The 20521-nt window shown below is 66.3% G+C and carries 18 protein-coding genes; 8 read left to right on the top strand and 10 right to left on the bottom strand.

Features of this window, described 5'->3' with window-relative positions; translation table 11 throughout:
* Positions 1–27: 27 nt before the first annotated feature.
* From F3K02_RS20085 to F3K02_RS20060, 6 genes are all read right to left on the bottom strand, one after another.
* The gene (locus tag F3K02_RS20085; RefSeq protein WP_177137381.1) at positions 28–456 is read right to left on the bottom strand and encodes a DUF2147 domain-containing protein; all 429 of its coding nucleotides are present in this window, start codon (positions 454–456) and stop codon (positions 28–30) included.
* A 112-nt stretch (positions 457–568) separates the two neighbouring features.
* Positions 569–2365 (bottom strand): acyl-CoA dehydrogenase C-terminal domain-containing protein, encoded by a 1797-nt coding sequence (locus F3K02_RS20080; protein WP_177137380.1) that lies wholly within the window; start codon positions 2363–2365, stop codon positions 569–571.
* A 47-nt stretch (positions 2366–2412) separates the two neighbouring features.
* The gene (locus tag F3K02_RS20075; RefSeq protein WP_177137379.1) at positions 2413–3126 is read right to left on the bottom strand and encodes a TetR/AcrR family transcriptional regulator; all 714 of its coding nucleotides are present in this window, start codon (positions 3124–3126) and stop codon (positions 2413–2415) included.
* A 206-nt stretch (positions 3127–3332) separates the two neighbouring features.
* Positions 3333–3986, bottom strand: a complete 654-nt coding sequence (gene slmA, locus F3K02_RS20070; RefSeq protein ID WP_177137560.1) for a nucleoid occlusion factor SlmA — start codon at positions 3984–3986, stop codon at positions 3333–3335.
* 140 nt (positions 3987–4126) lie between these two features.
* Positions 4127–5032 (bottom strand): acetylglutamate kinase, encoded by a 906-nt coding sequence (gene argB, locus F3K02_RS20065; RefSeq protein ID WP_177137378.1) that lies wholly within the window; start codon positions 5030–5032, stop codon positions 4127–4129.
* 539 nt (positions 5033–5571) lie between these two features.
* On the bottom strand, positions 5572–7557 hold the full coding sequence (locus F3K02_RS20060) for an SDR family oxidoreductase (protein WP_177137377.1): 1986 nt from the start codon (positions 7555–7557) through the stop codon (positions 5572–5574).
* 217 nt (positions 7558–7774) lie between these two features.
* Here F3K02_RS20060 and F3K02_RS20055 point away from each other — a divergent pair, with 217 nt between their 5' ends.
* From F3K02_RS20055 to F3K02_RS20040, 4 genes are all read left to right on the top strand, one after another.
* Positions 7775–8305 carry a phasin family protein gene (locus tag F3K02_RS20055; RefSeq protein WP_177137376.1) on the top strand — a complete coding sequence of 177 codons (531 nt, stop codon included), beginning with the start codon at positions 7775–7777 and terminating at the stop codon, positions 8303–8305.
* 120 nt (positions 8306–8425) lie between these two features.
* Positions 8426–9679, top strand: coding sequence for a patatin-like phospholipase family protein (locus F3K02_RS20050; RefSeq protein ID WP_177137375.1), 1254 nt, complete (start codon positions 8426–8428; stop codon positions 9677–9679).
* Positions 9680–9682: 3 nt separating this feature from the next.
* Entirely contained in the window at positions 9683–10348 is a 666-nt protein-coding gene (locus F3K02_RS20045; RefSeq protein ID WP_177137374.1) for a TetR/AcrR family transcriptional regulator, read from the top strand.
* A 23-nt stretch (positions 10349–10371) separates the two neighbouring features.
* On the top strand, positions 10372–11145 hold the full coding sequence (locus tag F3K02_RS20040; RefSeq protein WP_177137373.1) for a tetratricopeptide repeat protein: 774 nt from the start codon (positions 10372–10374) through the stop codon (positions 11143–11145).
* A gap of 3 nt (positions 11146–11148) precedes the next feature.
* Here the strand turns inward: F3K02_RS20040 and F3K02_RS20035 are convergent, their stop codons facing one another.
* The 3 genes from F3K02_RS20035 to F3K02_RS20025 all read right to left on the bottom strand — a co-directional run bounded on the left by F3K02_RS20035 (position 11149) and on the right by F3K02_RS20025 (position 14756).
* On the bottom strand, positions 11149–12249 hold the full coding sequence (locus F3K02_RS20035) for a M14 family metallopeptidase (RefSeq protein WP_177137372.1): 1101 nt from the start codon (positions 12247–12249) through the stop codon (positions 11149–11151).
* Positions 12246–13475, bottom strand: a complete 1230-nt coding sequence (locus tag F3K02_RS20030) for a M20 aminoacylase family protein (RefSeq protein WP_177137371.1) — start codon at positions 13473–13475, stop codon at positions 12246–12248. The genes F3K02_RS20035 and F3K02_RS20030 overlap by 4 nt, the downstream gene beginning before the upstream one ends.
* Positions 13476–13604: 129 nt before the next feature.
* Entirely contained in the window at positions 13605–14756 is a 1152-nt protein-coding gene (locus tag F3K02_RS20025; RefSeq protein ID WP_177137370.1) for an ABC transporter substrate-binding protein, read from the bottom strand.
* A 93-nt stretch (positions 14757–14849) separates the two neighbouring features.
* Between F3K02_RS20025 and F3K02_RS20020 the strand changes: the two genes are divergently transcribed.
* The 3 genes from F3K02_RS20020 to F3K02_RS20010 are packed head-to-tail and all read left to right on the top strand — an operon-like array spanning position 14850 to position 18409.
* The gene (locus tag F3K02_RS20020) at positions 14850–16937 is read left to right on the top strand and encodes a molybdopterin-containing oxidoreductase family protein (RefSeq protein ID WP_177137369.1); all 2088 of its coding nucleotides are present in this window, start codon (positions 14850–14852) and stop codon (positions 16935–16937) included.
* 11 nt (positions 16938–16948) lie between these two features.
* Positions 16949–18064 carry an aminopeptidase gene (locus tag F3K02_RS20015; RefSeq protein WP_177137368.1) on the top strand — a complete coding sequence of 372 codons (1116 nt, stop codon included), beginning with the start codon at positions 16949–16951 and terminating at the stop codon, positions 18062–18064.
* 12 nt (positions 18065–18076) lie between these two features.
* A complete protein-coding gene (locus F3K02_RS20010; RefSeq protein WP_177137367.1) occupies positions 18077–18409 on the top strand; it encodes a polyhydroxyalkanoic acid system family protein in 333 nt (110 codons plus the stop codon).
* A gap of 55 nt (positions 18410–18464) precedes the next feature.
* On the opposite strand, the gene F3K02_RS20005 is transcribed toward F3K02_RS20010, so the two are convergent.
* Positions 18465–18719 carry an acyl-CoA-binding protein gene (locus tag F3K02_RS20005; RefSeq protein WP_177137366.1) on the bottom strand — a complete coding sequence of 85 codons (255 nt, stop codon included), beginning with the start codon at positions 18717–18719 and terminating at the stop codon, positions 18465–18467.
* 294 nt (positions 18720–19013) lie between these two features.
* On the opposite strand from F3K02_RS20005, the gene F3K02_RS20000 reads away from it, so the two are divergent.
* On the top strand, positions 19014–20441 hold the full coding sequence (locus F3K02_RS20000) for a wax ester/triacylglycerol synthase family O-acyltransferase (protein WP_177137559.1): 1428 nt from the start codon (positions 19014–19016) through the stop codon (positions 20439–20441).
* Positions 20442–20521 lie beyond the last annotated feature (80 nt).

Raw genomic sequence — 20521 nt, 5'->3', positions numbered from 1 at the left:
TTTCCATGCAGAAAAAGGGGGATGCGGTCATTCCACGCGCTGCCAGATCTGGGTTCGGTAGAACGGGCCGATGTAGCCACGCACCTGCAGCTTCTTGCCGCCTTCGATGGGCGTCATGCGCAGGGTGTAGTTCTTGCCGTTTTCGGGATCGAGGATCTTGCCGTCTTCCCACACCGCATCCGTGGCGGATTTCTTCGCGCCGCGGATGATTTCCATGCCGACCTTGGGCTGGTCCTTGCGGTCGTCGGTGCAGGCGGTGCAGGTGGGCTCGCTGCCCTTGGTGAGCGACTTCTCGATCCGGCCCGTGAGCACACCCGCCGCGCTGGTCACGATGCGGATCTCGGCCTTGGCCTCACCGGTCTTGTCGTCGATGTTGCGCCACAGGCCTTCAGGCGTCATCTGCGCAAAAGCCATCGTCGAGGCCAACGACAGCAGAGCAGGCAGGGTCTTGATCATGAGAGTCTCCTTCGAGCGAAAAGACTGATTCCAGAAACACCGCGGAACCGGCTCCGCCGGGCCGCTGGTGTTGTCCCCCCTTGGGGGGAAGCCGCGAAGCGGCGCAGGGGGGTCATGCCAGCGCTGCGTCGGTGTCCATCAACACCTTCGAACCGGCGCGTGCCGTGCGCATCAGCGTCGCGGTCTCGGGGAACAGCTTGGCGAAGTAGAACCGCGCGGTCTGCAGCTTGGCCACGTAGAACGGGTCGGTGTTGCCAGCGGCGATCTCGCGCAGCGCCACCTGCGCCATGCGGGCCCAGAAGTAGCCGAACACCAGGTGGCCGGCCACGCGCAGGTAGTCCACCGCGGCGGCGCCCACTTCGTCGGCGTTCTGCAAGCCCTTGAAGCCGATCTCGGTGGTGAACTTGGTGATCTGCTCGCCGAGCACAGCCAGCGGGTTGATGAACTCGGCCATCTTCTCGTTGACGCCCTCTTCCATCACCAGCGCACCCACCAGCTTGCCGAACTTCTTGAGCGTGGCGCCGTTGTTGCCCAGCACCTTGCGGCCCAGCAGGTCCAGGCTCTGGATGGTGTTGGTGCCTTCGTAGATCATGTTGATGCGGGCATCGCGCACGAACTGCTCCATGCCCCATTCCTTGATGTAGCCGTGGCCGCCAAACACCTGCTGGCACTGGGTGGCGGCGTTGTAGCCGTTGTCGGTCAGGAAGGCCTTGGTGATGGGCGTGAGCAGCGAGAGCATCTCGTCGCTGTCCTTGCGCACTTTTTCGTCCGGGTGGTTGTGTGCTTTTTCCAGCAGCACCGAGCTGTAGATGGCCAGTGCGCGGCCGCCTTCGGCGTAGGCCTTGGCGGTGAGCAGCATGCGGCGCACGTCGGGGTGCACGATGATCGGATCGGCCGGCTTGTCCTTGGCCTTGGGGCCGGTCAGGCTGCGCATCTGGATGCGGTCCTTGGCGTAGGCCAGGGCGTTCTGGTAAGCCACTTCGGTCAGGCCCAGCGACTGGTTGCCCACGCCCAGGCGCGCGGCGTTCATCATCACGAACATGGCCTGCATGCCCTTGTTGGGCTGGCCCACCAGGGTGCCGATGGCGCCGTCGATCACGATCTGCGCCGTGGCGTTGCCGTGGATACCCATCTTGTGCTCCAGGCCGCCACAGTAGATGCCATTGCGCTCGCCGAGCGAGCCGTCGGCCTTGACGTGGAATTTCGGCACGATGAACAGGCTCACGCCCTTGATGCCGGGAGGCGCGTCGGGCAGGCGGGCCAGCACCAGGTGGATGATGTTGTCGGCCATGTCGTGTTCACCGGCGCTGATGAAGATCTTGTTGCCGGTGATCTTGTAGGTGCCGTCGGCCAGCGGTTCGGCCTTGGTGCGCATCAGGCCCAGGTCGGTGCCACAGTGCGGCTCGGTCAGGCACATGGTGCCGGTCCATTCGCCGCTGGTCATCTTGGGCAGGTAGGTGTCTTTCTGCGCGTCGGTGCCGTAGGTGTGCAGCGCAGCGTAGGCGCCGTGCGTGAGGCCGGGGTACATGGTCCAGGCCTGGTTGGCCGAGTTCATCATTTCATACAGGCACTGGTTGACCACCAGCGGCAGGCCCTGGCCGCCGTAGGCCGGATCACAGCTCAGCGCCGCCCAGCCACCTTCCACGTAGGTCTTGTAGGCTTCCTTGAAGCCGGTCGGGGTCTTGACTTCATGGGTCTCGCGATCGAGCTGGCAACCCTCGGTGTCACCGCTGATGTTCAGCGGAAAGATCACCTGCGAGGCGAACTTGCCGGCTTCTTCGAGCACGGCATTGATGGTCTCGACATCCACCTCGGCGTGTTGCGGCATGGACTGGAACTCGGCGGTCACGTTGAGCACTTCGTGCATCACGAACTGCATGTCGCGCAGGGGCGGGTTGTAGACGGGCATGGGAAAACTCCTGTGTGGGGTTTGTGAAGAAAAGGCGTTGTCTGGGTTCAGCCCTGGGTCGCAACCCGGGTGGTCTTGCGCGATCGGGCTGGCGGGGTTGTTTCCGGAACGGGCGTGGCCGCGGTGCTGAAGCGGCCCACGATGCCGTCAAAGGCCGTCAGCGCGCGCTGCAGCGAATCCGGACTGCCGAGGAACCGCGCCTCGTAGTGCAGCGCGAGGATGAGCGCATGGATTTCAAAGGCCATCTGGGCCGCATCGGTGCCCGGGTGCAGGTGGCCCTCGGCCACGGCCATTTCGATGGCGCGGCGCATGGCCGACAGCCAGGTGTTGACCGAGCCCGCCAGCGCGTCGCGCACCGGGCCGGGCCGGTCTTCGAACTGCACCGCGCCACTGATGTAGATGCAGCCCGAGTCGATCTCGACCGAAGTGCGCTTCATCCAGTTGTCGAACATCGCACGCAACCGGGGCAGGCCGCGGGCAAAGGCCATGGCCGGATAGAACACCTCGTCCTCAAAACGCGCGTGGTACTCGCGCACCACGGAGATCTGCAACTCTTCGCGCGAGCCGAAGTGGGCGAACACGCCCGACTTGCTCATCTGCATGACTTCGGCCAGCGCGCCGATGGACAGGCCTTCCAGGCCGATCTGCGTCGCCAGCCCGAGGGCGGCATCCACGATGGCGGCCTTGGTCTGCTGGCCTTTTTGCAGCGGCCGGGCGGCACTGTCGCTGCGAAGGCGTTTGGCGGGAGGTTGTGAACTCATGCTGCGGGGCCGGGTGATGGCAAAAGGAATGGGCAAAAAAAACAGACCGGCGATAAATCGAACGGTCGTGCTATTTTTACCGCAAAACCCGGCCAATGCACGGTCCTGCAGGACTTTGTGGGGGAATTGTTTAGGTGCCGTTCCCTAAACGACACCGATGCATGCCAGCGGTTCGGGTTAACCCGAACCGCTCGCCGAGCGAGCGGTCACAGACGGCCGTCGGGCAGCAGCAGGCGCAGGCTGTGTTCCAGATTCTCGTTGGGCGAGCGCTTGAATCCGCTGCGGGCAAAGCGCTGCAGTCGGCCCATGCAGAAGGCCGTGACCACCGATGCGTCGGCCTGCGCATCCACGGTGGGTGTGGTCGCTCCGGCCACCACGGCAACCTCGCGCAGGTTCTGGCGCAGGGCCGATTCGATCTTGTCGAAGAACAGGTTCATGCGCTGCTGCAGGCGCTCGTTTTCGTACACCAGCGCGTCGCCCACCATGACGCGCGTCATGCCGGGGTTCTTCTCACCAAACTGCAACAGCAGGGCCACGAGCTTGCGCGAACGCGCCATGGCATCGGGCTCTCGTTCACCCAGCTGGTTGACCAGACCGAACACCGACTGCTCGATGAACTCGATCAGGCCTTCGAACATCTGCGCCTTGCTGGCGAAGTGGCGGTAGAGCGCAGCCTCGCTCACATCCAGTCGTGCCGCCAGCGCGGCCGTGGTGACGCGCTCGGCACCCGGCTGCTCCAGCATGGCGGCCAGCGCGTGCAGGATCTGCACCCGACGCTCGCCCGGCTTGGGGCGCTTGCGACCATTGCCCTCAACGCCTCCAGCAACATCGGTAGAGACATCGGCCGTCAGGTCGGCCATGGGCAATGGAGCGCTGGAAGTCATGGGCGGTCGGTCCGTCGTTTGTCGGCTGGAGGCCGTTGGCGCGGCCCGGTGTTTGTCATCCCTTGTTTCATTTTCTCACAGCCTTCCCGCCGGCCTCCCGGCTGCCCGTCGTGGATTCAGTGGGAGCGGATCATGGTGCCGAACGGCTGGTTGCCCAGCACCTCCAGCAGCAGCGCATGCGGCACGCGGCCATCGATGATGTGCACCGCGTTGACACCGCTCTTGGCCGCGTCCAGCGCACCGGCGATCTTGGGGATCATGCCGCCGCTGATCGTGCCGTCTTCCACCAGTTCGTCGATGCGGCGCGGCGTGAGTTCGGTGAAGAGCTGGCCCTCCTTGTCCAGCACACCGGGGATGTTGGTCAGCATCAGCAGCTTCTCGGCCTGCAGCACGGTGGCGAGCTTGGCGGCGACCACGTCGGCATTGATGTTGTAGCTCTCGTTGTTCTCGCCAAAACCGATCGGGCTGACGACGGGAATGAAGGCGTCGTCCTGCAAGGCCTTCACCACGCTCGGGTCCACGCTCACGATGTCGCCGACCTGGCCCACGTCGTGTTCCACCTTCGGGTCTTTCTGGTCCGACAGGCGCAGCTTCTGCGCGCGGATCATGGCGCCATCGCGCCCGGTCAGACCCACGGCCTTGCCACCGGCCGCGTTGATCAGGCCCACGATGTCCTGCTGCACTTCACCACCGAGCACCCACTCCACCACCTCCATGGTCTCGGCGTCGGTCACGCGCATGCCCTGGATGAACTGCCCCTTCTTGCCCAGGCGCTGCAGCAGCGTCTCGATCTGCGGACCGCCGCCGTGCACGACGACCGGGTTGATGCCCACCAGCTTGAGCAGCACCACGTCCTCGGCAAAGTCCTGCTGCAGAGCCGGGTCGGTCATGGCGTTGCCGCCGTACTTGATGACCATGGTCTTGCCGTGGTACTTGCGGATGTAGGGCAAGGCCTGGGCCAGGATTTCGGCTTTTTCTCTGGGCTGGATGTGGGAGAGGTCGACGGGGGTGTGGGTGGTCATGTTCGGGTTCCCGGTGGGGCTGTTCGGTTGGCAAATTGTAGGCTTCGTGTTCAGCCTTTTTTGCGCCTGTGGCGTGCCGGGTCGCGCCCCGGCGGCGCCTCACTTTCTTTTGCTTCGCCAAAAGAAAGTAAGCAAAGAAAAGGCGAGCCGGATGCGCTGTCCCTCCGCTTCGCTGCGGGCACGGGCGGGATGCGGGCGCGGGAACATGCTCTCCGGCTGCCTTGTTGGTGTTGCCCTCACCCCTGCCCTCTCCCAAAGGGAGAGGGAGAAAGAGGGGGGAGTCCGATCCCGATCCCGACTCCGCTTGTTGCCGTGTGGCCGGGCTGAGCAGCGCAGGGGCGAGCGGATCAGGGCGGGCGTTGTTTGAGCGAAGCGAGTTCAGCCCGACCCCGCTCGACGCGAGCAGCGCAAGGCACCGCGCAGCGGCCCGGACTTCGGCTCGCCTTTTCTTTGCCTTCTTTCTTTTGGCGAAGCAAAAGAAAGAAGGTCGGCCGCCGGGCCGAGACCCGGCCAAACAAAGCCTCAGGAAACCACAAAACCTAGAAGTGAATCCCCCGCATCATCTGCTGCATGGCCACAGCCTCCGGCGACAGCTGCGGCTTCGCCCCCTTCTCGCCCTTGGCAGCCGAAGAATCCGGGAACATGCGGAAGCTGGTGTTCATCACGATCTGCGCCACCCGCGGCACGAACGCGTGAAGCACCTGCCCCGTCACGCCCAGGCGCGTCGCAATGCGCACCGGCTTGAAGATGCAGGCCTGCGCGATCATGTCGGCCGCTTCTTCCGGTGCCAGCGTCGGCACGTTCTTGTAGATCTGCGTCGGCGCGATCATGGGCGTGCGCACCAGCGGCATGTTGATGGTGGTGAAGCTGATGCCCTGGTCGGCGAACTCGCTGGAGGCGCAACGCGTCCACGCATCCAGCGCAGCCTTGCTGGCCACGTAGGCGCTGAAGCGCGGCGCGTTGGTCAGCACGCCGATGGAGCTGATGTTGACCACATGCCCCTTGCGCTTGGCCACCATGCCCGGCAGCAGGCCCATGGTCACGCGCAGGCAGCCGAAGTAGTTGAGCTGCATGGTGCGCTCGAAGTCGTGGAAGCGGTCGTAGCTGCCTTCGATGGCGCGGCGGATCGAACGGCCGGCGTTGTTGATCAGGAAATCGACGCCACCGTGGTTGGCGATCAGCAGCTGCACGAAGCGGTCCGCGTCGGCCATGTCGGCGATGTCGGCCGGGTAGGCGATGAACTGGTAGCCCTTGCCCTTGGCTTCCTTGCAGGCCTCGTCCAGCTTGTCCTGGTCGCGCCCGCAGATGAGGGTGATGGCGCCGGCCTCGGCGAACTTGTGCGCTGCCGCCAGACCAATGCCCGAGCTGCCGCCCGTGACCAGCACCACCTTGCCCGTCACCGTGCCCTTGAGGCTGCGGTCGATGTGCAGGTCGGGGTCGAGGTGGCGTTCCCAGTAGTCCCAGAGCCGCCAGGCGTAGTCCTTGAGGTTGGGGCATTCGATGCCGCTGCCCTTGAGCGCGGCCAGCGTGTCGCGGCAGTCGAAGCGCGTCGGGTAGTTGACGAAGTTCATCATGTCCTCGGGCAATCCGAGGTCCTGCATGATGGCGCGGTAGACGCGGCGCACCGGTGCCAGCGCCATCAGACCCTTCTTCACGCTCTTCGGGATGAAGCCCATCAGCGCAGCGTTGATGAACAGGTTCATCTTGGGCGCGTGGGCCGCTTTGCTCAAGATGTCGAGCACATCGCCCACGCGGTAGCCCATCGGGTCGACCAGGTGGAAGCAGGCGCCGCTGCCGCGCTTCTGGTGGCTGATGTGGTCCAGCGCGTCGACCACGAAGTCCACCGGCACGATGTTGATGCGCCCGCCCTCCAGCCCCACGCTGGGCATCCACGGCGGCAGGATCTGGCGCATGCGCTGGATCAGCTTGAAGAAGTAGTAGGGCCCGTCGATCTTGTCCATCTCGCCGGTGCGACTGTCACCCACCACCAGCGCCGGGCGGTACACGCTCCAGGGCACTTTGCATTCGGTGCGCACGATCTTTTCGCTCTCGTGCTTGGTCATGAAATACGGGTGGTCGATGTTCTCGGCCTCGTCAAACATGTCTTCGCGAAACACGCCTTCGTACAGGCCCGCAGCGGCAATCGACGACACGTGGTGGAAGTGCTTCGCGCCGATGGCCTTGGCCAGTTCCACCGTGTTGCGGGTGCCGTCGATGTTGACGGCGATCTGGCTCTCGGCGTCCGCCTCCAGGTCGTAGACGGCAGCGAGGTGGTAGAAGTGATCGATCTGGCCCTTCAGCGCCTTGATGTCGTCGGAGCTCACGCCGAGCTTCTTCGCCGTCAGGTCACCAAACACCGGCACCACGCGCGCGGCACCCGCACCCCAGAATTCGCGCAGATCCGCCACCTTGGCTTCGCTCGACGGGCGGATCAGGAAATGCACCACCGAGCCCTTGCGCTCCAGCAGTTTCTTGACGAGCCGCTTGCCGATGAAACCGGTGGCGCCGGTGACGAAATAATGCATGGAGTTCTCCTGCCTGGGGTGTTGCACAAGGGATGGAATCAGCCCGCCATTCTTCACCACGCGCTGGCGCCACCGATTCCGCACAAACCCGCGGGACCCGCCCCGGGGTTTAGTTGGCCCCCTCTACACAGCGCCCGTGTGGGCGCCGTACAGTGCTCACACGGTAACCGGCTTGCTTAGCCCGTTGCCCCCTGTCAACCCACACCGGAGTCGCCCCATGGTCAAGAAAATCCAGAAATCCACCACCGCATCCAAAGCCGCTGCAGGCGCCAGTTCACCGCTGTCGGGCGCCATCAAGGACTCTGCCCAGCAGATCTGGCTGGCCGGGCTGGGCGCCTTCTCCAAGGCCCAGGCCGAAGGCGGCAAGGCCTTCGAATCCCTGGTCAAGGAGGGCCTGTCGATCCAGCGCAAGACACAGGCTGTCGCCGAAGAGCGCATCTCCGAAGCCACCAACCGGGTGTCCGGCATGGCCACTGAAATTTCCTCGAAGGCGGCCGGCCAGTGGGACAAGCTGGAAAACATTTTTGAAGACCGCGTGGCCAAGGCGCTGAACAAGCTGGGCGTGCCTTCGGCGCGTGACATCGAAACGCTGATGGAGCGCATCGACGAACTCAACCGCCACGTGCAGCGCCTGAGCACCAAAGCCCCCGCAGCGAAGGCGGCGCGCAAAGCCGCTCCGGTCAAGGCTGCCACGCCCGCACCGCGCAAAACCGCCGCGCGCAAGACCGCCGTCAAGTCCAAAGCCTGATGCAAACGCTGGGGCCATCCAGCCCGGCACAAACGGGGCGCACAGCGCCCCTTTTTTTCGTCTGCGCTTCGTGCTGCAATGCAGCATGAAACGCAGGCTTGGCGCTCTACACTCGAACGCATGACCACCACCCGCAAAGTCCACCGTTCCAGCGCTGCCCGCAAGACCCGACCGCGGTTGGCACTGGCGCTGGCTGGTGGCGGGCCGCTCGGTGCGATCTACGAAATCGGTGCCCTGTGTGCGCTCGACGACAGTCTGCAAGGCATCGATTTCAATGGATGTGACCACTACGTGGGTGTCTCGGCCGGCGGCTTCATCGCAGCGGGCCTGGCCAACGGGCTGACACCCCGCCAGCTCTGCGAGGCGTTCATCGAAGACCGCCCCACGGACGAAAATTTCGACACCGCCTGGCTGATCAAGCCGGCCTGGGCCGAACTCGGCGGCCGCCTCCAGCGCCTGCCGGGTCTGCTGGGCAGCGCCCTCTGGGCCTGGGCCGCGCAGGGCAAGCCCCTGACCCAGGCGCTGGAGCGGCTGGGCGCGGCATTGCCCACCGGCGTGTTTGACAACGAGGACATCCACCGCCAGGTCGAACGCCTGTTCAGCCGCGAAGGCCGCAGCAACGACTTCCGCCAGCTGCGTGCGCGCCTGACGCTGGTCGCCACCGAGCTCGACACCGGCGACGCCGCGCCCTTTGGCCGCCCGGGCTGGGACCACGTGCCGATCTCGCGCGCGATCCAGGCCAGTGCCGCCCTGCCCGGTCTGTTTCCGCCGGTGGTCATCGACGGCAAACACTATGTGGACGGCGCGCTCAAGAAAACGCTGCACGCCACCGTGGCGCTGGACGAGGGCGTGGATCTGCTGATCTGCCTGAACCCGCTGGTGCCATTTCGCGCAGGGCCACACGCCGAACCCACCGCCAGCGGCCAGCAGCGCATTCCTTCGTTGATCGAAGGCGGGCTGCCCACCGTGATGAGCCAGACCTTCCGCTCCATGATCCATTCGCGCCTGGAGCTGGGATTCAAGCAGTACGAACGCAGCTACCCGGACACCGACATCGTGCTGATCGAACCCGACCAGCGCGATGCCGAGCTGTTTTTTGCCAACACCTTCAGCTACCGCCAGCGCCGCGAACTCGCCGAACACGCCTACCAGCAGACGCGACAGATGCTGCGCGACCGCCAGGCCCAGCTGGCGCCCAAGCTGCAGCGCCATGGCATCCGCATCGACCAGGCCGCCCTGGACGACACCGAGCGGCACCTGCTCCGGCCGGTGCCACCCGCTGCCGACCGCCCCACCACCCGCGCCGTGGAACGGCTGCACGCCACGCTCGACCAGCTGCAGCAGCAGCTGTCCCGGCGACCTGCCCGGGCCTGATCCATGGCCATCAAAAAGCCCCCGCGCCGCACCGCCGAACGCATCCTGGAGGTGACGCTGGAGCTGTTCAACCGTTTCGGCGAGCCCAATGTCTCGACCACCCTGATTTCGGCCGAACTCGGCATCAGCCCGGGCAACCTGTACTACCACTACCCCGCCAAAGACGAACTGATCAACTCGCTGTTCGAGCGCTATGAACACGCGCTCAACGAACTGCTGGGCGCGGGCGACGGCGTGCGCAACGTGGAAGACGCCTGGTTCTTCCTGCACTCGCTGTTCGAGATCATCTGGGCCTACCGCTTTCTCTACCGCGACCTCAACGACCTGCTGTCCAAGAACCGCCTGCTGGAGACCCGCTTCCAGGGGGTGCTGAAAAACAAGACGCGCGCCATCCGCGCCCTGCTCTCGGGCATGAGCCGCAGCGGTGCGCTGGACATCGATGCGCGCGAACTCGAACCCACCGCCAACTGCATGGTGGTGGTGCTGACCTACTGGCTGAGCTTCGAGTACGTGCGCGACCCGCGCAACGCGCTGGAACCCGACAACGCGCAACAGGCGCTGTTGCGCGGTGCGCAGCACGTGCTCAACCTGCTCGCGCCCTACCTGGAAGCCGGTCAGCGGCAGCACCTGCTGGAACTCACCGGTGCCTACAACGGCACCACCACCTGAACACACGGCAAGGACAGTCCCCCATGACACCCTGGACCCCTTGCCCCTACGCCGGCATCTACCGACACGACGGCGACAGCCTCGTCCGCCACTGGGCCCGACTGCACGCCGGCGATGCCGAGCCGATGCCGACCGACCCGGCCCTGCTGGACGCCTGGGCGCTGTACCACAACGGTGAATTCGAACGCGCCGTGCACGCCGGTCTGGCCGCGGGTGGCGATGGCCTGGTGCTGGCCAACAAGGCCGCCTGCATCTACGCGAACTACGTCGAACCCGGCGAGCAGACCCGCCTGCAGCTGCTGGTCAGCGCCGCCGAACGGGCCCAGGCGCACCAGGCCAGCGCGCCGCGCAACGCCAACGCCTGGTACTGGCAGGGCTACGCGCTGGGTCGCTACAGCCAGGGTGTCAACGTGGCCAAGGCGCTCGCCAAGGGTCTGGGCGGCAAGGTGCGCCAGGCCCTGCAGACCACGATCGAACTCGCGCCGAACCACGCCGACGCCCACCTCGCGCTGGCCAACTACCACGCCGAAGTGATCGACAAGGTCGGCGAGCTGATCGGCAGCATGACCCATGGCGCGCGCAAGGACACCGGCCTGGCGCTCTACCGCAAAGCCCTGGCGTTGAACCCGGACTCCGCCATCACGCTCCACGAGTACGCCAACGGCCTGCTGATGCTCGAAGGCGCGCGCGCGCTCGAAGAAGCGACCCGCCTGCGCGAACGCGCCGCGGCGTTCGAGCCGCTGGACGCGATGGAGCGCCTGTATGTGGAAGCCAACCGGATGGCCCTCGAAGACTGACCTTCAGGCTGAGGCCAGTCCATCCACCGCCTGAAACAGGGCCTGCCGCCCCTGACCCACGATCTGCGTGCGCCAGGCGTCCGTGTCCACGTAGAACGCGTCTTTCATGCGCTGGTGAATCGCGGCCCGCAGCGCCGCAGGCGCTTCGGGATGTCGGTTCAACCAGTGGTCGCCGCGCAGCGCGTTGATCACTTCCATGATGGGCACGGTGCCGTACTCCAGGGCGATGCCGGTGTATTCGGCCTGTGGACACTCTTCGTACATCGCGCCCCACATCAGGCCGGTGAGCAGCGCCGACGTTGACGACCCGTCGTAGATCGAGGTCACGGGCGTCTCACCGTTGCTGCCCCACCAGGCCCGGGCGCGCTGCAAGGCCGCGGCATCGTCGCGGCAGGCAAAGATGCGCTCACCCACGCCGCATGGCCCGAGGCCGGTGTGCAGGTCGATCCAGGCGATGTGGCGCGCCAGCTGGGCGTGGTTGCGCAAGACCTGGCGCAGGGTCTGGTTGCTCCAGGTGGGCGCGGTGCCGCCAAAAAACAGGCCATCGGCAAATGCATGCTGCCCCTGCGACACCGCGGCCTGGTAAGCCGTCTCGCCGTGAAGGGCGATCCAGCTGTCGATCGCGGCCGCGTTGTCCGGACCCGGCGGCCATTCGGGCGGCAGCAGCAGATCGTGCAGCCCGGCGTAGGCCGTGTTCACCGGCAGCGGCTGGCTGAAATCCTGGAAGTTGCGGTTGAGATCGACGTTTTCGTTCGTCACGCGGCGCAGGTGCGAAAAGCCGTAGGGGTTGAGCGCGTGGATGTAGAGCACCGCGACCCCGGCCTCGCGTGCGTGCTGGCGCCAGGCCTGATCGTGGGTCGCGTAGACCTGCACCCCGGAGCCGCAAAAGCCCTCGGCCCCGTGACAGGCGCTGCTGACGATGAGCAGGCGCTCGGCATCGGGTGAGCCATCGAGCGCCAGGTCCATGGCCAGGGTTTCGCCGTCGCGACCGGGCAAGGGATGGTTGTGGCTGCGGATAGCCATGCCGGCCGCGGCAGCCCCTTCCAGAAACAGCACCCGGGCACGGGCGTACGACGGGGCAAAAGCGGCCTGGATATCGATCATGCGGACACCCCGGTGCGCGGCTGGGCCAGCCACTGTTCGGCCAGCCGGACCCAGTAGGTCGCCCCGAGCGGAATCAGGTCGTCGTTGAAATCGTAGTGCGGGTTGTGCAGCATGCACGGCCCCACATCGTGGCCGCCGCCTTCGTAGCCCGCGCGGTGCTCGCCATCCCCGTTGGCGATGAACACATAACAGCCCGGCCGCGCCTGCAGCATGTAGGCGAAGTCTTCGGCGCCCATGGTCGGCTCCTGGTCGAGCACGCACTCAGCGCCGACGATGTCGGCCATGACGGCGCGGGCAAAGGCCGTTTCGGCCGGGTGGTTGACGGTCGGCGGGTAGTTGCGGTTGAAGCGGAACTCGCAGGTGGCACCAAAGGCCGCGCAGGTGTGTTCGGCGATTTCCCGCATGCGGCGCTCGATCAGGTCGAGCACCTCGAAGGTGAAGGTGCGCACCGTCCCGCGGATCTCGCAGCTGTCGGGCACCACGTTGTTGGCCTCGCCGGTGTGGACCATGGTCACCGAGATCACGCCGGCATCGACCGGCTTCTTGTTGCGCGTGATGATGGTCTGGAAGGCCATCACCATCTGGCAGGCCACCGGCACCGGATCGATGCCGTTGTGCGGCAGCGCCGCGTGTGATCCCTTGCCCCGGATCACGATGCAGAAGTCGTTGCTCGACGCCATGACCGGCCCCGTGCTCGCGGCGAACGTGCCCACGGGAAGACCCGGCCAGTTGTGCATGCCGAACACCGCCTCGACCGGGAATTGTTCGAACAGGCCGTCCTTGATCATTTCGCGCGCACCGCCGCCGCCTTCTTCGGCGGGCTGGAAGATCAGGTAGACCGTGCCATCAAAATCGCGGTGTTGCGCCAGATGCTGCCCGGCGGCGAGCAGCATCGCGGTGTGGCCATCGTGGCCGCAGGCGTGCATCTTGCCGGCGTGCTGGCTCTTGTGCGCAAAGTGGTTGTGCTCCTGCATGGGCAGGGCGTCCATGTCGGCGCGCAGGCCGATGGCCTTGCCACAGGCGCCGCCGTCGCGCCCGTGCACGGTGCCGACCACCCCGGTCGTGCCCATGCCGCGGTGCACCGGGATGCCCCACTCGGTGAGTTTCTGCGCCACCACGTCGGCGGTGCGCACCTCTTCAAAACAGAGTTCCGGGTGGGCGTGGATGTCGCGCCGCAGGCTGGCGATGCTGGCCGCCTGGGTCAGGATGGAGTCGAGGAGTTTCATGCGAACCTCTGTGGCCGCCCGCGGCGGCACTGGAGTCAAAAGCGCATCCTACCCAAGACCCGGCGCCCGGACAGACCCGCAGGTGCCAGTCCCCCTCCCGACAGGGGGCAAGTGGCACCCGCCATGCAGTCAGCGGCGCACGCGCCCGTCTTCGGTCAGCAAGGTCATTTCGACAAACCGCGAGCCGGTGTGCTTTTTCGGCCCGAAGTCCACCGAGAAGCCGCCCAGCTGCAGGTTCTGTATGCCCTGCACTGCGGTGATGAAGCCCTCGCGCGTCAGGTTGCGCCCGGCGCGACGCACCCCCTCGGCAAACACCTTGGCCGCCACGAAGCCTTCCATGCCGGAGTAGTTGGGCGCCACGCCGCGCTTGTCTTTGAGCGCCGCCAGGTATTCCCCCGAGATCGCCTGTGCCGCCGAATACGGAAAGGGCATCACCTGGCTGACCACCACGCCGCGCGCCTCCGACCCCAGCTCGTCCAGCAGCGCCTGGGTGCCCACGAAGGACAGGTTGTAGAAGTTGCCGGTGAACCCCTGGCGGCGCGCCAGACGGATGAAGGTCGCACAGGGTTTGTAGGCGCTGATCTGCACGATGGCCTCGGGCTTGGCCGCGAGGATGTCTTTCAGCGACTGGGCCACATCGGTGCTGCCACGCTCCACGGTGCCCACCGCCACGGGCGCCAAGTCGAGTGCCTTGAGTGCGTTCGTCACGCCTTCCAGGCCGGTCTTGCCGTAGGCATCGTTCTGGTAAAAAACCGCGATCTTCTTGATGCCGACCGACGTGGTCTGGCGCACGATGGCGTCCGTTTCGTCAAAGTACGAGGCCCGCACATGAATGGCGTAGCGGTTGAAGGGTTCGCGCAGGGCCTGGGCACCGGTGAACGGGGCGAAGAACGGGATCTTGGCCTCGGTGGCCAGCGGCAGCGCCACCAGGCTGGTGGGCGTTCCAACGTAACCGAACAGGGCGAACACGCCGTCCTGGATGAACTGCCGGGTGTTGGCCGCGCAGCGTTCGGGGTCGTAGCTGTCGTCCAATCGCGCGATCTCGATGCGCCGCCCGTTGACCCCGCCGCGCGCGTTCAGGGCGTCAAAATGCAGTTGCGCCCCGAGGAAATACTGCAGGCCCAGCTGCACGGCGGCGCCGCTGAACGGCGCCGACTGCCCGAGCACGATGCGGTTGTCGCTGACCCCCGCGCTTTGCGCCTGGGCGGCAACACCCCAGGAAGCCAGGGCCGAAGAACCCACGAGTTTGCACACGGTAGAAAGGGCCTGGCGACGCTGCATGCGGAATCTCCTGATATGCTGATTTGAGGCAGTTTCTGCTCAGCAAAAACCGTGCTCAACGGGACAGCCAGCGTACAACATTTTTTTACATCCATGATCGACACCCCGACCCACGGCGGCGGCGGCCCGACGAACCCGGCGGACACCGTGGTGCGCGGCGCCTGTCCACACGACTGCCCCGACACCTGCGCCCTGCTGACCACGGTCCACAACGGTGTGGCTCTGCGTGTGCAGGGCAACCCGGCGCACCGGCACACCGATGGTGCGCTGTGCACCAAGGTTTCGCGCTACACCGAACGCAGCTACCACCCCGAGCGCATCCTGCAGCCGCTCAAGCGGGTCGGCCCCAAAGGCAGCGGCCAGTTCGCTCCGGTGGGCTGGGACGAGGCGCTGGACGACATCGCGGCACGCCTGAAGGCCATCGCCGCGCGCGACCCGGAGGCCATCCTGCCCTACAGCTACGCCGGCACCATGGGCCAGGTGCAGGGCGAAGGCATGGCCGCGCGCTTCTTCCACCAGCTCGGCGCCTCGCACCTGGAGCGCACCATCTGTGCGGCCGCGGGCGGCGAAGGCCTGGTCACCACCCTGGGCGCCAAGGTCGGCATGAAGGTCGAGTTTTTCGTCGAAGCGAAGCTCATCGTCATCTGGGGCAGCAACTCGATCGCCAGCAACCTGCACTTCTGGCGCCTGGCGCAGCAGGCCAAGCGCGACGGCGCGCGCCTGGTCTGCATCGACCCGCGCCGCAGCGAGACCGCCGACAAGTGCCACGAACACATCGCCCTGCGCCCCGGCACCGACGCCGCGCTGGCGCTGGCGCTGATGCACGAGCTGATCACCCACGACTGGCTGGACCACGACTACATCGCGCAGCACACGCTGGGCTGGGACGCGCTGCGCGAGCGCGCCCTGCAATGGCCGCCCGAGCGCGCTGCCGAGGTCTGCGGCATCCCGGTGCAGCAGATCATCGATCTGGCGCGCGCCTACGGCACCACAAAGCCCGCCGCGATCCGCCTGAACTACGGTATGCAGCGTGTGCGCGGCGGCGGCAACGCGGTGCGGGCCATCGCCTGCCTGCCCGCGCTGGTGGGCGCCTGGCGCCACCGCGCCGGCGGCCTGCTGCTGTCGGCCTCGGGGCATTTCCCCGTCCAGCGCGCCGCACTGCACCGGCCCGACCTCCTGGCCGGCCGCCAGCCGCGCACCATCAACATGATCACCATCGGCGACGATCTGCTGCGCGACAGCTCGCCCGCATTCGGCCCGAAGATCGAAGCGCTGATCGTCTACAACAGCAACCCGGTGGCGGTGGCGCCCGAGTCGGGCCAGGTCGTGAAGGGCTTTGAACGCGAGGACCTGTTCACTGTGGTGCTCGAACACTTCCTGACCGACACCGCCGACCACGCCGACTACATCCTGCCCGCCACCACCCAGCTGGAGCACTGGGACGTCCACGCCAGCTACGGCCACACCGACGTGTTGCTCAACCGCCCGGCGATCGAACCACTGGGCCAGGCGCGCAGCAACACCGACGTCTTCCGCGCACTGGCCGCCCGCCTGGGCTTTGACGATCCCTGTTTCAGCGACAGCGATGAAACCCTGTGCCGCACGGCGTTTGGCGACCAGGTGGATTTCCAGACGCTGCTCGACCAGGGCTTTGCCACCCTGCCCCTGCCCGACGCGCCCTTTGCCCAGGGCGGTTTCCCCACACCCTCGGGCCGCTGCACCTTCTTCAACGCCGGGCTGGCTGCGATGGGGCTGGACGGCCTGCCCGACCACCTGCCCAATTTCGAGACCCCGGGCAGCAGCGAGCGCTACCCCCTGGCCATGATCTCGCCGCCGGCGCGCAACTTCCTCAACTCCACCTTCGTCAACGTCAAAAGCCTGCGCGACATCGAGGGTGAACCGGTGCTGGAACTGCACGCCGCCGACGCGGCGGCCCGTGGCATCCAGAGCGGTCAGGTGGTGCGCGTGTTCAACGACCGTGGTGAATATCTCTGCAAGGCCGAAGTCTCGAAGCGCGCCCGGCCCGGTGTGGTCAACGGCCTGGGCATCTGGTGGCGCAAGCTCGGCCTGGCCGGCACCAACGTCAACCAGCTCACCAGCCAGCACGTGACCGACCTGGGGCGCGGACCGGTGTTCTACGACTGTCTGGTCGAGGTCGAGCCCGCGGCCAGCCCGACCTGAAAGCCCCGGCCATGTTGCGCAACCGCCCACTGACCGCCGCCCTGGCCGCTGCGCTCACCTGGGCGCTGAGCGGTTGCGCCGGCCCGGCCAGCGGCGCGGGCTACTACTGGCAATCGGTTTCCGGACACCTGCGGTTGATGGGCGCTGCCCGTCCCCTGCACGACTGGATCGAAGACGCACAGACCCCCGCAGAGCTGCGCCAGCGCCTGCAACTCGCCCAGCGCATGCGCCGCTTCGCCGTCGACGCGCTGGCCCTGCCCGACAACACCAGCTACCAGCGCTACGCCGACCTGCAGCGCCGCGCCGCGGTCTACAACGTCGTGGCCGCACCCGAGTTGTCGCTCACGCTGAAGCAATGGTGCTTTCCGGTCGCGGGCTGCGTGGGCTACCGGGGCTATTTCAACGAAAGCGATGCGAAGGCCTTTGCGGCCAGCCTGTCCGACGGCCCCATGGATGTGGCGGTGTATCCGGTGCTGGCCTATTCCACGCTGGGCTGGATGAACTGGGCCGGCGGCGACCCTTTGCTCAACACCTTCATCGCCTATCCCGAAGGCGAACTCGCCCGCATCCTGTTTCACGAACTGGCGCACCAGGTGGTCTACGTGGCCGGCGACACCGCGTTCAACGAGTCCTTCGCGACCGCGGTGGAGCGGCTCGGGGGCGCACGCTGGCTGACGCAGGCGGGTGAAAAGGCGCAACGGGAATACGCGGCCTTCGACGCCCGGCGCCAGGCTTTCCGCGCACTCACACGCGACACGCGCGAGCGCCTGCAGGCGATCTTTGAAGACGTGAACACCACCGCCGACCAGAAGCGCCAGCTCAAGGCCGGGGAGATGACGCGGTTCCACACGCGCTACGCCGAGCTTCGGCAACACTGGGCGGGCTACCGGGGCTACGACGCCTGGGTGGCGCGGGCCAACAACGCCAGCTTTGGCGCGCAGGCCGCCTACGACGACCTCGTGCCCGGCTTCGAAGCCCTGTTCGAGCGCGAAGGCCGGGACTTCACCCGGTTTTATGATGCGGTGCGCACACTGGCCAGTCAGACGCCCGAACAACGCCTGGCCGCGTTGACCGACCTGGCGCCCGCCCTGCGGGCCGCAGTGCCCGCGCCAACCACAACCCCTTGAGCAGGAACGTCCATGGCCGACATTCACATCCAACGCAACCACCAACTGGGCCTGAAGGGCGCGCGCAAAGTGGCCTGGAAATGGGCCGAGCAGGCCGAAGCCGAGTTCGACATGAGCTGCACCTACGAAGAAGGTGGCGACTGCGACGAAGTGCAGTTCAGCCGCACCGGCGTCAAAGGCTCGCTCAAGGTGACCGACGACCACTTCGAACTCGATGCCCAGCTGGGTTTCCTGCTCGGCGCGTTCAAGGACCGCATCGAGGGCGAGATCGTGAAGAACCTCGACGAACTGCTGGCCGCCAAAAAAACCGCCAGCAAATCAGCAGCCAAAAAGAAAAAGGCCTGAGCGCGCTGGCGCTCAGGCCTTCTTTTCGGTTGCACTATCTAACGATGGTGGCTTTTCACGCCAAAGATTCGATCAGGTCGATGTACTGCTGCATCGCGTCGTCCGACGACGTGCCCTTGCAGTTGTTCCAGGCGTCCCATTTGGCGCGCCCCACCATGTCACCAAAGCCCGGCTTCTTCTCGGCGTTGTCCCCGGTGGTTGCCTGCTTGTACAGGGCGTAGATCTTGAGCAGGGTGGCGTTGTCGGGCCGCTCGCTCAGGTTCTTGGAGTTGGCCACGGCGGCTTCGAATCGGGTCTTGAGGTCGGACATGCGGAGGCTCCTTCTGGTTTTGAATCGCCCTGAAACCGGCATTGGCCTTAGGGCAGGCCCGGTATCTTACGTTCCGGTCTGCCGTCAGAATAGACGTTTCCACCCATAACAAGCCCCGCCACCGCGCCCCCCGATGAGCGCCCATGGCACGGGATCCGAGGAGATCACATGGTCCAGCGCGTCACACGCAAGGCCGCCCCCACCGTCGCTGCGCCGGACCAACCCCGGGCGAGGCCGGCACCACAGAAGGCCACGCCGACGCTGGCCAGCGCCCTGGGTCTCGAAGGCGAGCGCATGAGCAAGGTCGACACGGCCTGGCTGCGCATGGATTCACCCTCCAACCTGATGATGATCGTGGGCGTGTGGATCCTGCGGCCGGGCATCACCTTGGCCGCACTGAGCGAACGCGTGCGCGATCGCCTGCTGCCCTACAACCGCTTTGTGCAGATCGCCCGCCAGGACGCCGCGGGCGCCCACTGGCTCGACGACCCGGACTTCCAGCTCGAACGCCACGTGCGCACGCACAAACTCCCACTCCGGAAGGGCCTCAGCGAGCAGAGCAACCTGCAGGCGCGCGTGGCCGAACTGGCCATGCAGCCGCTGGACCACGACCACCCGCTGTGGCAGTTCGAGCTGATCGAGTCCTACGAAGGCGGTTCCGCACTGATCGCCCGTATCCACCATTGCATCGCCGACGGCATCGCGCTGATCAGCGTGATGATGAGCCTGGTCGATGGCGGCGGCCTGCCGCCCAGGCGATCCCGCCGCAAGCCCGCTGTGGAGGGCGTGGATGCGGCCGGCGACTGGTTGGCTGAATCCCTGATCCGCCCGCTGGGCGATCTCACGGCGAAGGCGCTGGAGGTGGCGGGAGGCAGCGCCGCCAAGTCGTTTTCGATGCTCGCCTCGCCGCAGCAAAGCCTCAGCGACACTCTGGACCAGGCGGTGGATCTGGCGCGCATGGGTGGCCAGCTCGCCAGCGATCTGGCGGCGCTGGCGCTGATGCCCGACGACTCGCCCACCCGGCTCAAGGGTCAACCAGGCCACGCCAAGCGGGTGGCCTGGTGCCAGCCGATCCCGCTGGACGAGGTCAAGGCGATCGGCAAGGCGCTGAACTGCTCGGTCAACGACGTGCTGCTGAGCTGCGTGGCCGGTGCGATCGGCGCGTATCTGCGGGGCCACGGCGACAACACCGCGGGCCAGGAGATCCGGGCCATGGTGCCGATCAACCTGCGCAGCCTCGAAGACGCCTGGAAACTGGGCAACCACTTCGGCCTGGTGCCACTGGTCCTGCCCATCGGGCTGGACAACCCCGTCGAGCGGCTGTTTGCGGTGCGCTCGCGGATGAACGCGCTCAAGGGCAGCCTGCAACCGCTGCTGACGTTTGGCCTGTTGTCGGTGGCGGGCTTGCTGATCAAACCGGCGCAGGACGCGCTGCTCGCGCTGTTCGGCCGCAAGACCACCGCGGTGATGACCAACGTGCCCGGCCCGGCGACCAAGCTGCAACTGTGTGGCGCCACGCTGGAGCAGACCATGTTCTGGGTACCGCAGACGGGCACCGTGGGTCTCGGGGTGTCGATCCTGAGCTACGGCGGTGGCGTGCAGTTCGGCGTGATATCGGACACCACGCTTTGCCCCGACCCGCAGCGCATCATCGACGCCTTCGAACCCGAGTTTGCGAAGCTGCTCGCGCTCACGCTGATGCTCCCATGGGGAGACACTTAACCCCCCCGCGCCGCCTTCGGCGTCACCCCCCCGGAGGGGCGATGCGAGTGGCCCGGCAAAGCCGGTTCCACCGCATCCTG

Source organism: Hydrogenophaga aromaticivorans (assembly GCF_013387465.1).
In the GTDB taxonomy this organism is placed as follows: domain Bacteria; phylum Pseudomonadota; class Gammaproteobacteria; order Burkholderiales; family Burkholderiaceae_C; genus Hydrogenophaga; species Hydrogenophaga aromaticivorans.
This window is presented reverse-complemented; position numbering and strand designations above follow the sequence as displayed.

Bases quoted from the DNA above. Each gene is read 5' to 3' on its own strand.
- F3K02_RS20085 (WP_177137381.1), bottom strand. From the start codon at position 456: ATGATCAAGACCCTGCCTGCTCTGCTGTCGTTGGCCTCGACGATGGCT.
- F3K02_RS20080 (WP_177137380.1), bottom strand. From the start codon at position 2,365: ATGCCCGTCTACAACCCGCCCCTGCGCGACATGCAGTTCGTGATGCAC.
- F3K02_RS20075 (WP_177137379.1), bottom strand. From the start codon at position 3,126: ATGAGTTCACAACCTCCCGCCAAACGCCTTCGCAGCGACAGTGCCGCC.
- slmA (WP_177137560.1), bottom strand. From the start codon at position 3,986: ATGGCCGACCTGACGGCCGATGTCTCTACCGATGTTGCTGGAGGCGTT.
- argB (WP_177137378.1), bottom strand. From the start codon at position 5,032: ATGACCACCCACACCCCCGTCGACCTCTCCCACATCCAGCCCAGAGAA.
- F3K02_RS20060 (WP_177137377.1), bottom strand. From the start codon at position 7,557: ATGCATTATTTCGTCACCGGCGCCACCGGTTTCATCGGCAAGCGGCTC.
- F3K02_RS20055 (WP_177137376.1), top strand. From the start codon at position 7,775: ATGGTCAAGAAAATCCAGAAATCCACCACCGCATCCAAAGCCGCTGCA.
- F3K02_RS20050 (WP_177137375.1), top strand. From the start codon at position 8,426: ATGACCACCACCCGCAAAGTCCACCGTTCCAGCGCTGCCCGCAAGACC.
- F3K02_RS20045 (WP_177137374.1), top strand. From the start codon at position 9,683: ATGGCCATCAAAAAGCCCCCGCGCCGCACCGCCGAACGCATCCTGGAG.
- F3K02_RS20040 (WP_177137373.1), top strand. From the start codon at position 10,372: ATGACACCCTGGACCCCTTGCCCCTACGCCGGCATCTACCGACACGAC.
- F3K02_RS20035 (WP_177137372.1), bottom strand. From the start codon at position 12,249: ATGATCGATATCCAGGCCGCTTTTGCCCCGTCGTACGCCCGTGCCCGG.
- F3K02_RS20030 (WP_177137371.1), bottom strand. From the start codon at position 13,475: ATGAAACTCCTCGACTCCATCCTGACCCAGGCGGCCAGCATCGCCAGC.
- F3K02_RS20025 (WP_177137370.1), bottom strand. From the start codon at position 14,756: ATGCAGCGTCGCCAGGCCCTTTCTACCGTGTGCAAACTCGTGGGTTCT.
- F3K02_RS20020 (WP_177137369.1), top strand. From the start codon at position 14,850: ATGATCGACACCCCGACCCACGGCGGCGGCGGCCCGACGAACCCGGCG.
- F3K02_RS20015 (WP_177137368.1), top strand. From the start codon at position 16,949: ATGTTGCGCAACCGCCCACTGACCGCCGCCCTGGCCGCTGCGCTCACC.
- F3K02_RS20010 (WP_177137367.1), top strand. From the start codon at position 18,077: ATGGCCGACATTCACATCCAACGCAACCACCAACTGGGCCTGAAGGGC.
- F3K02_RS20005 (WP_177137366.1), bottom strand. From the start codon at position 18,719: ATGTCCGACCTCAAGACCCGATTCGAAGCCGCCGTGGCCAACTCCAAG.
- F3K02_RS20000 (WP_177137559.1), top strand. From the start codon at position 19,014: ATGAGCAAGGTCGACACGGCCTGGCTGCGCATGGATTCACCCTCCAAC.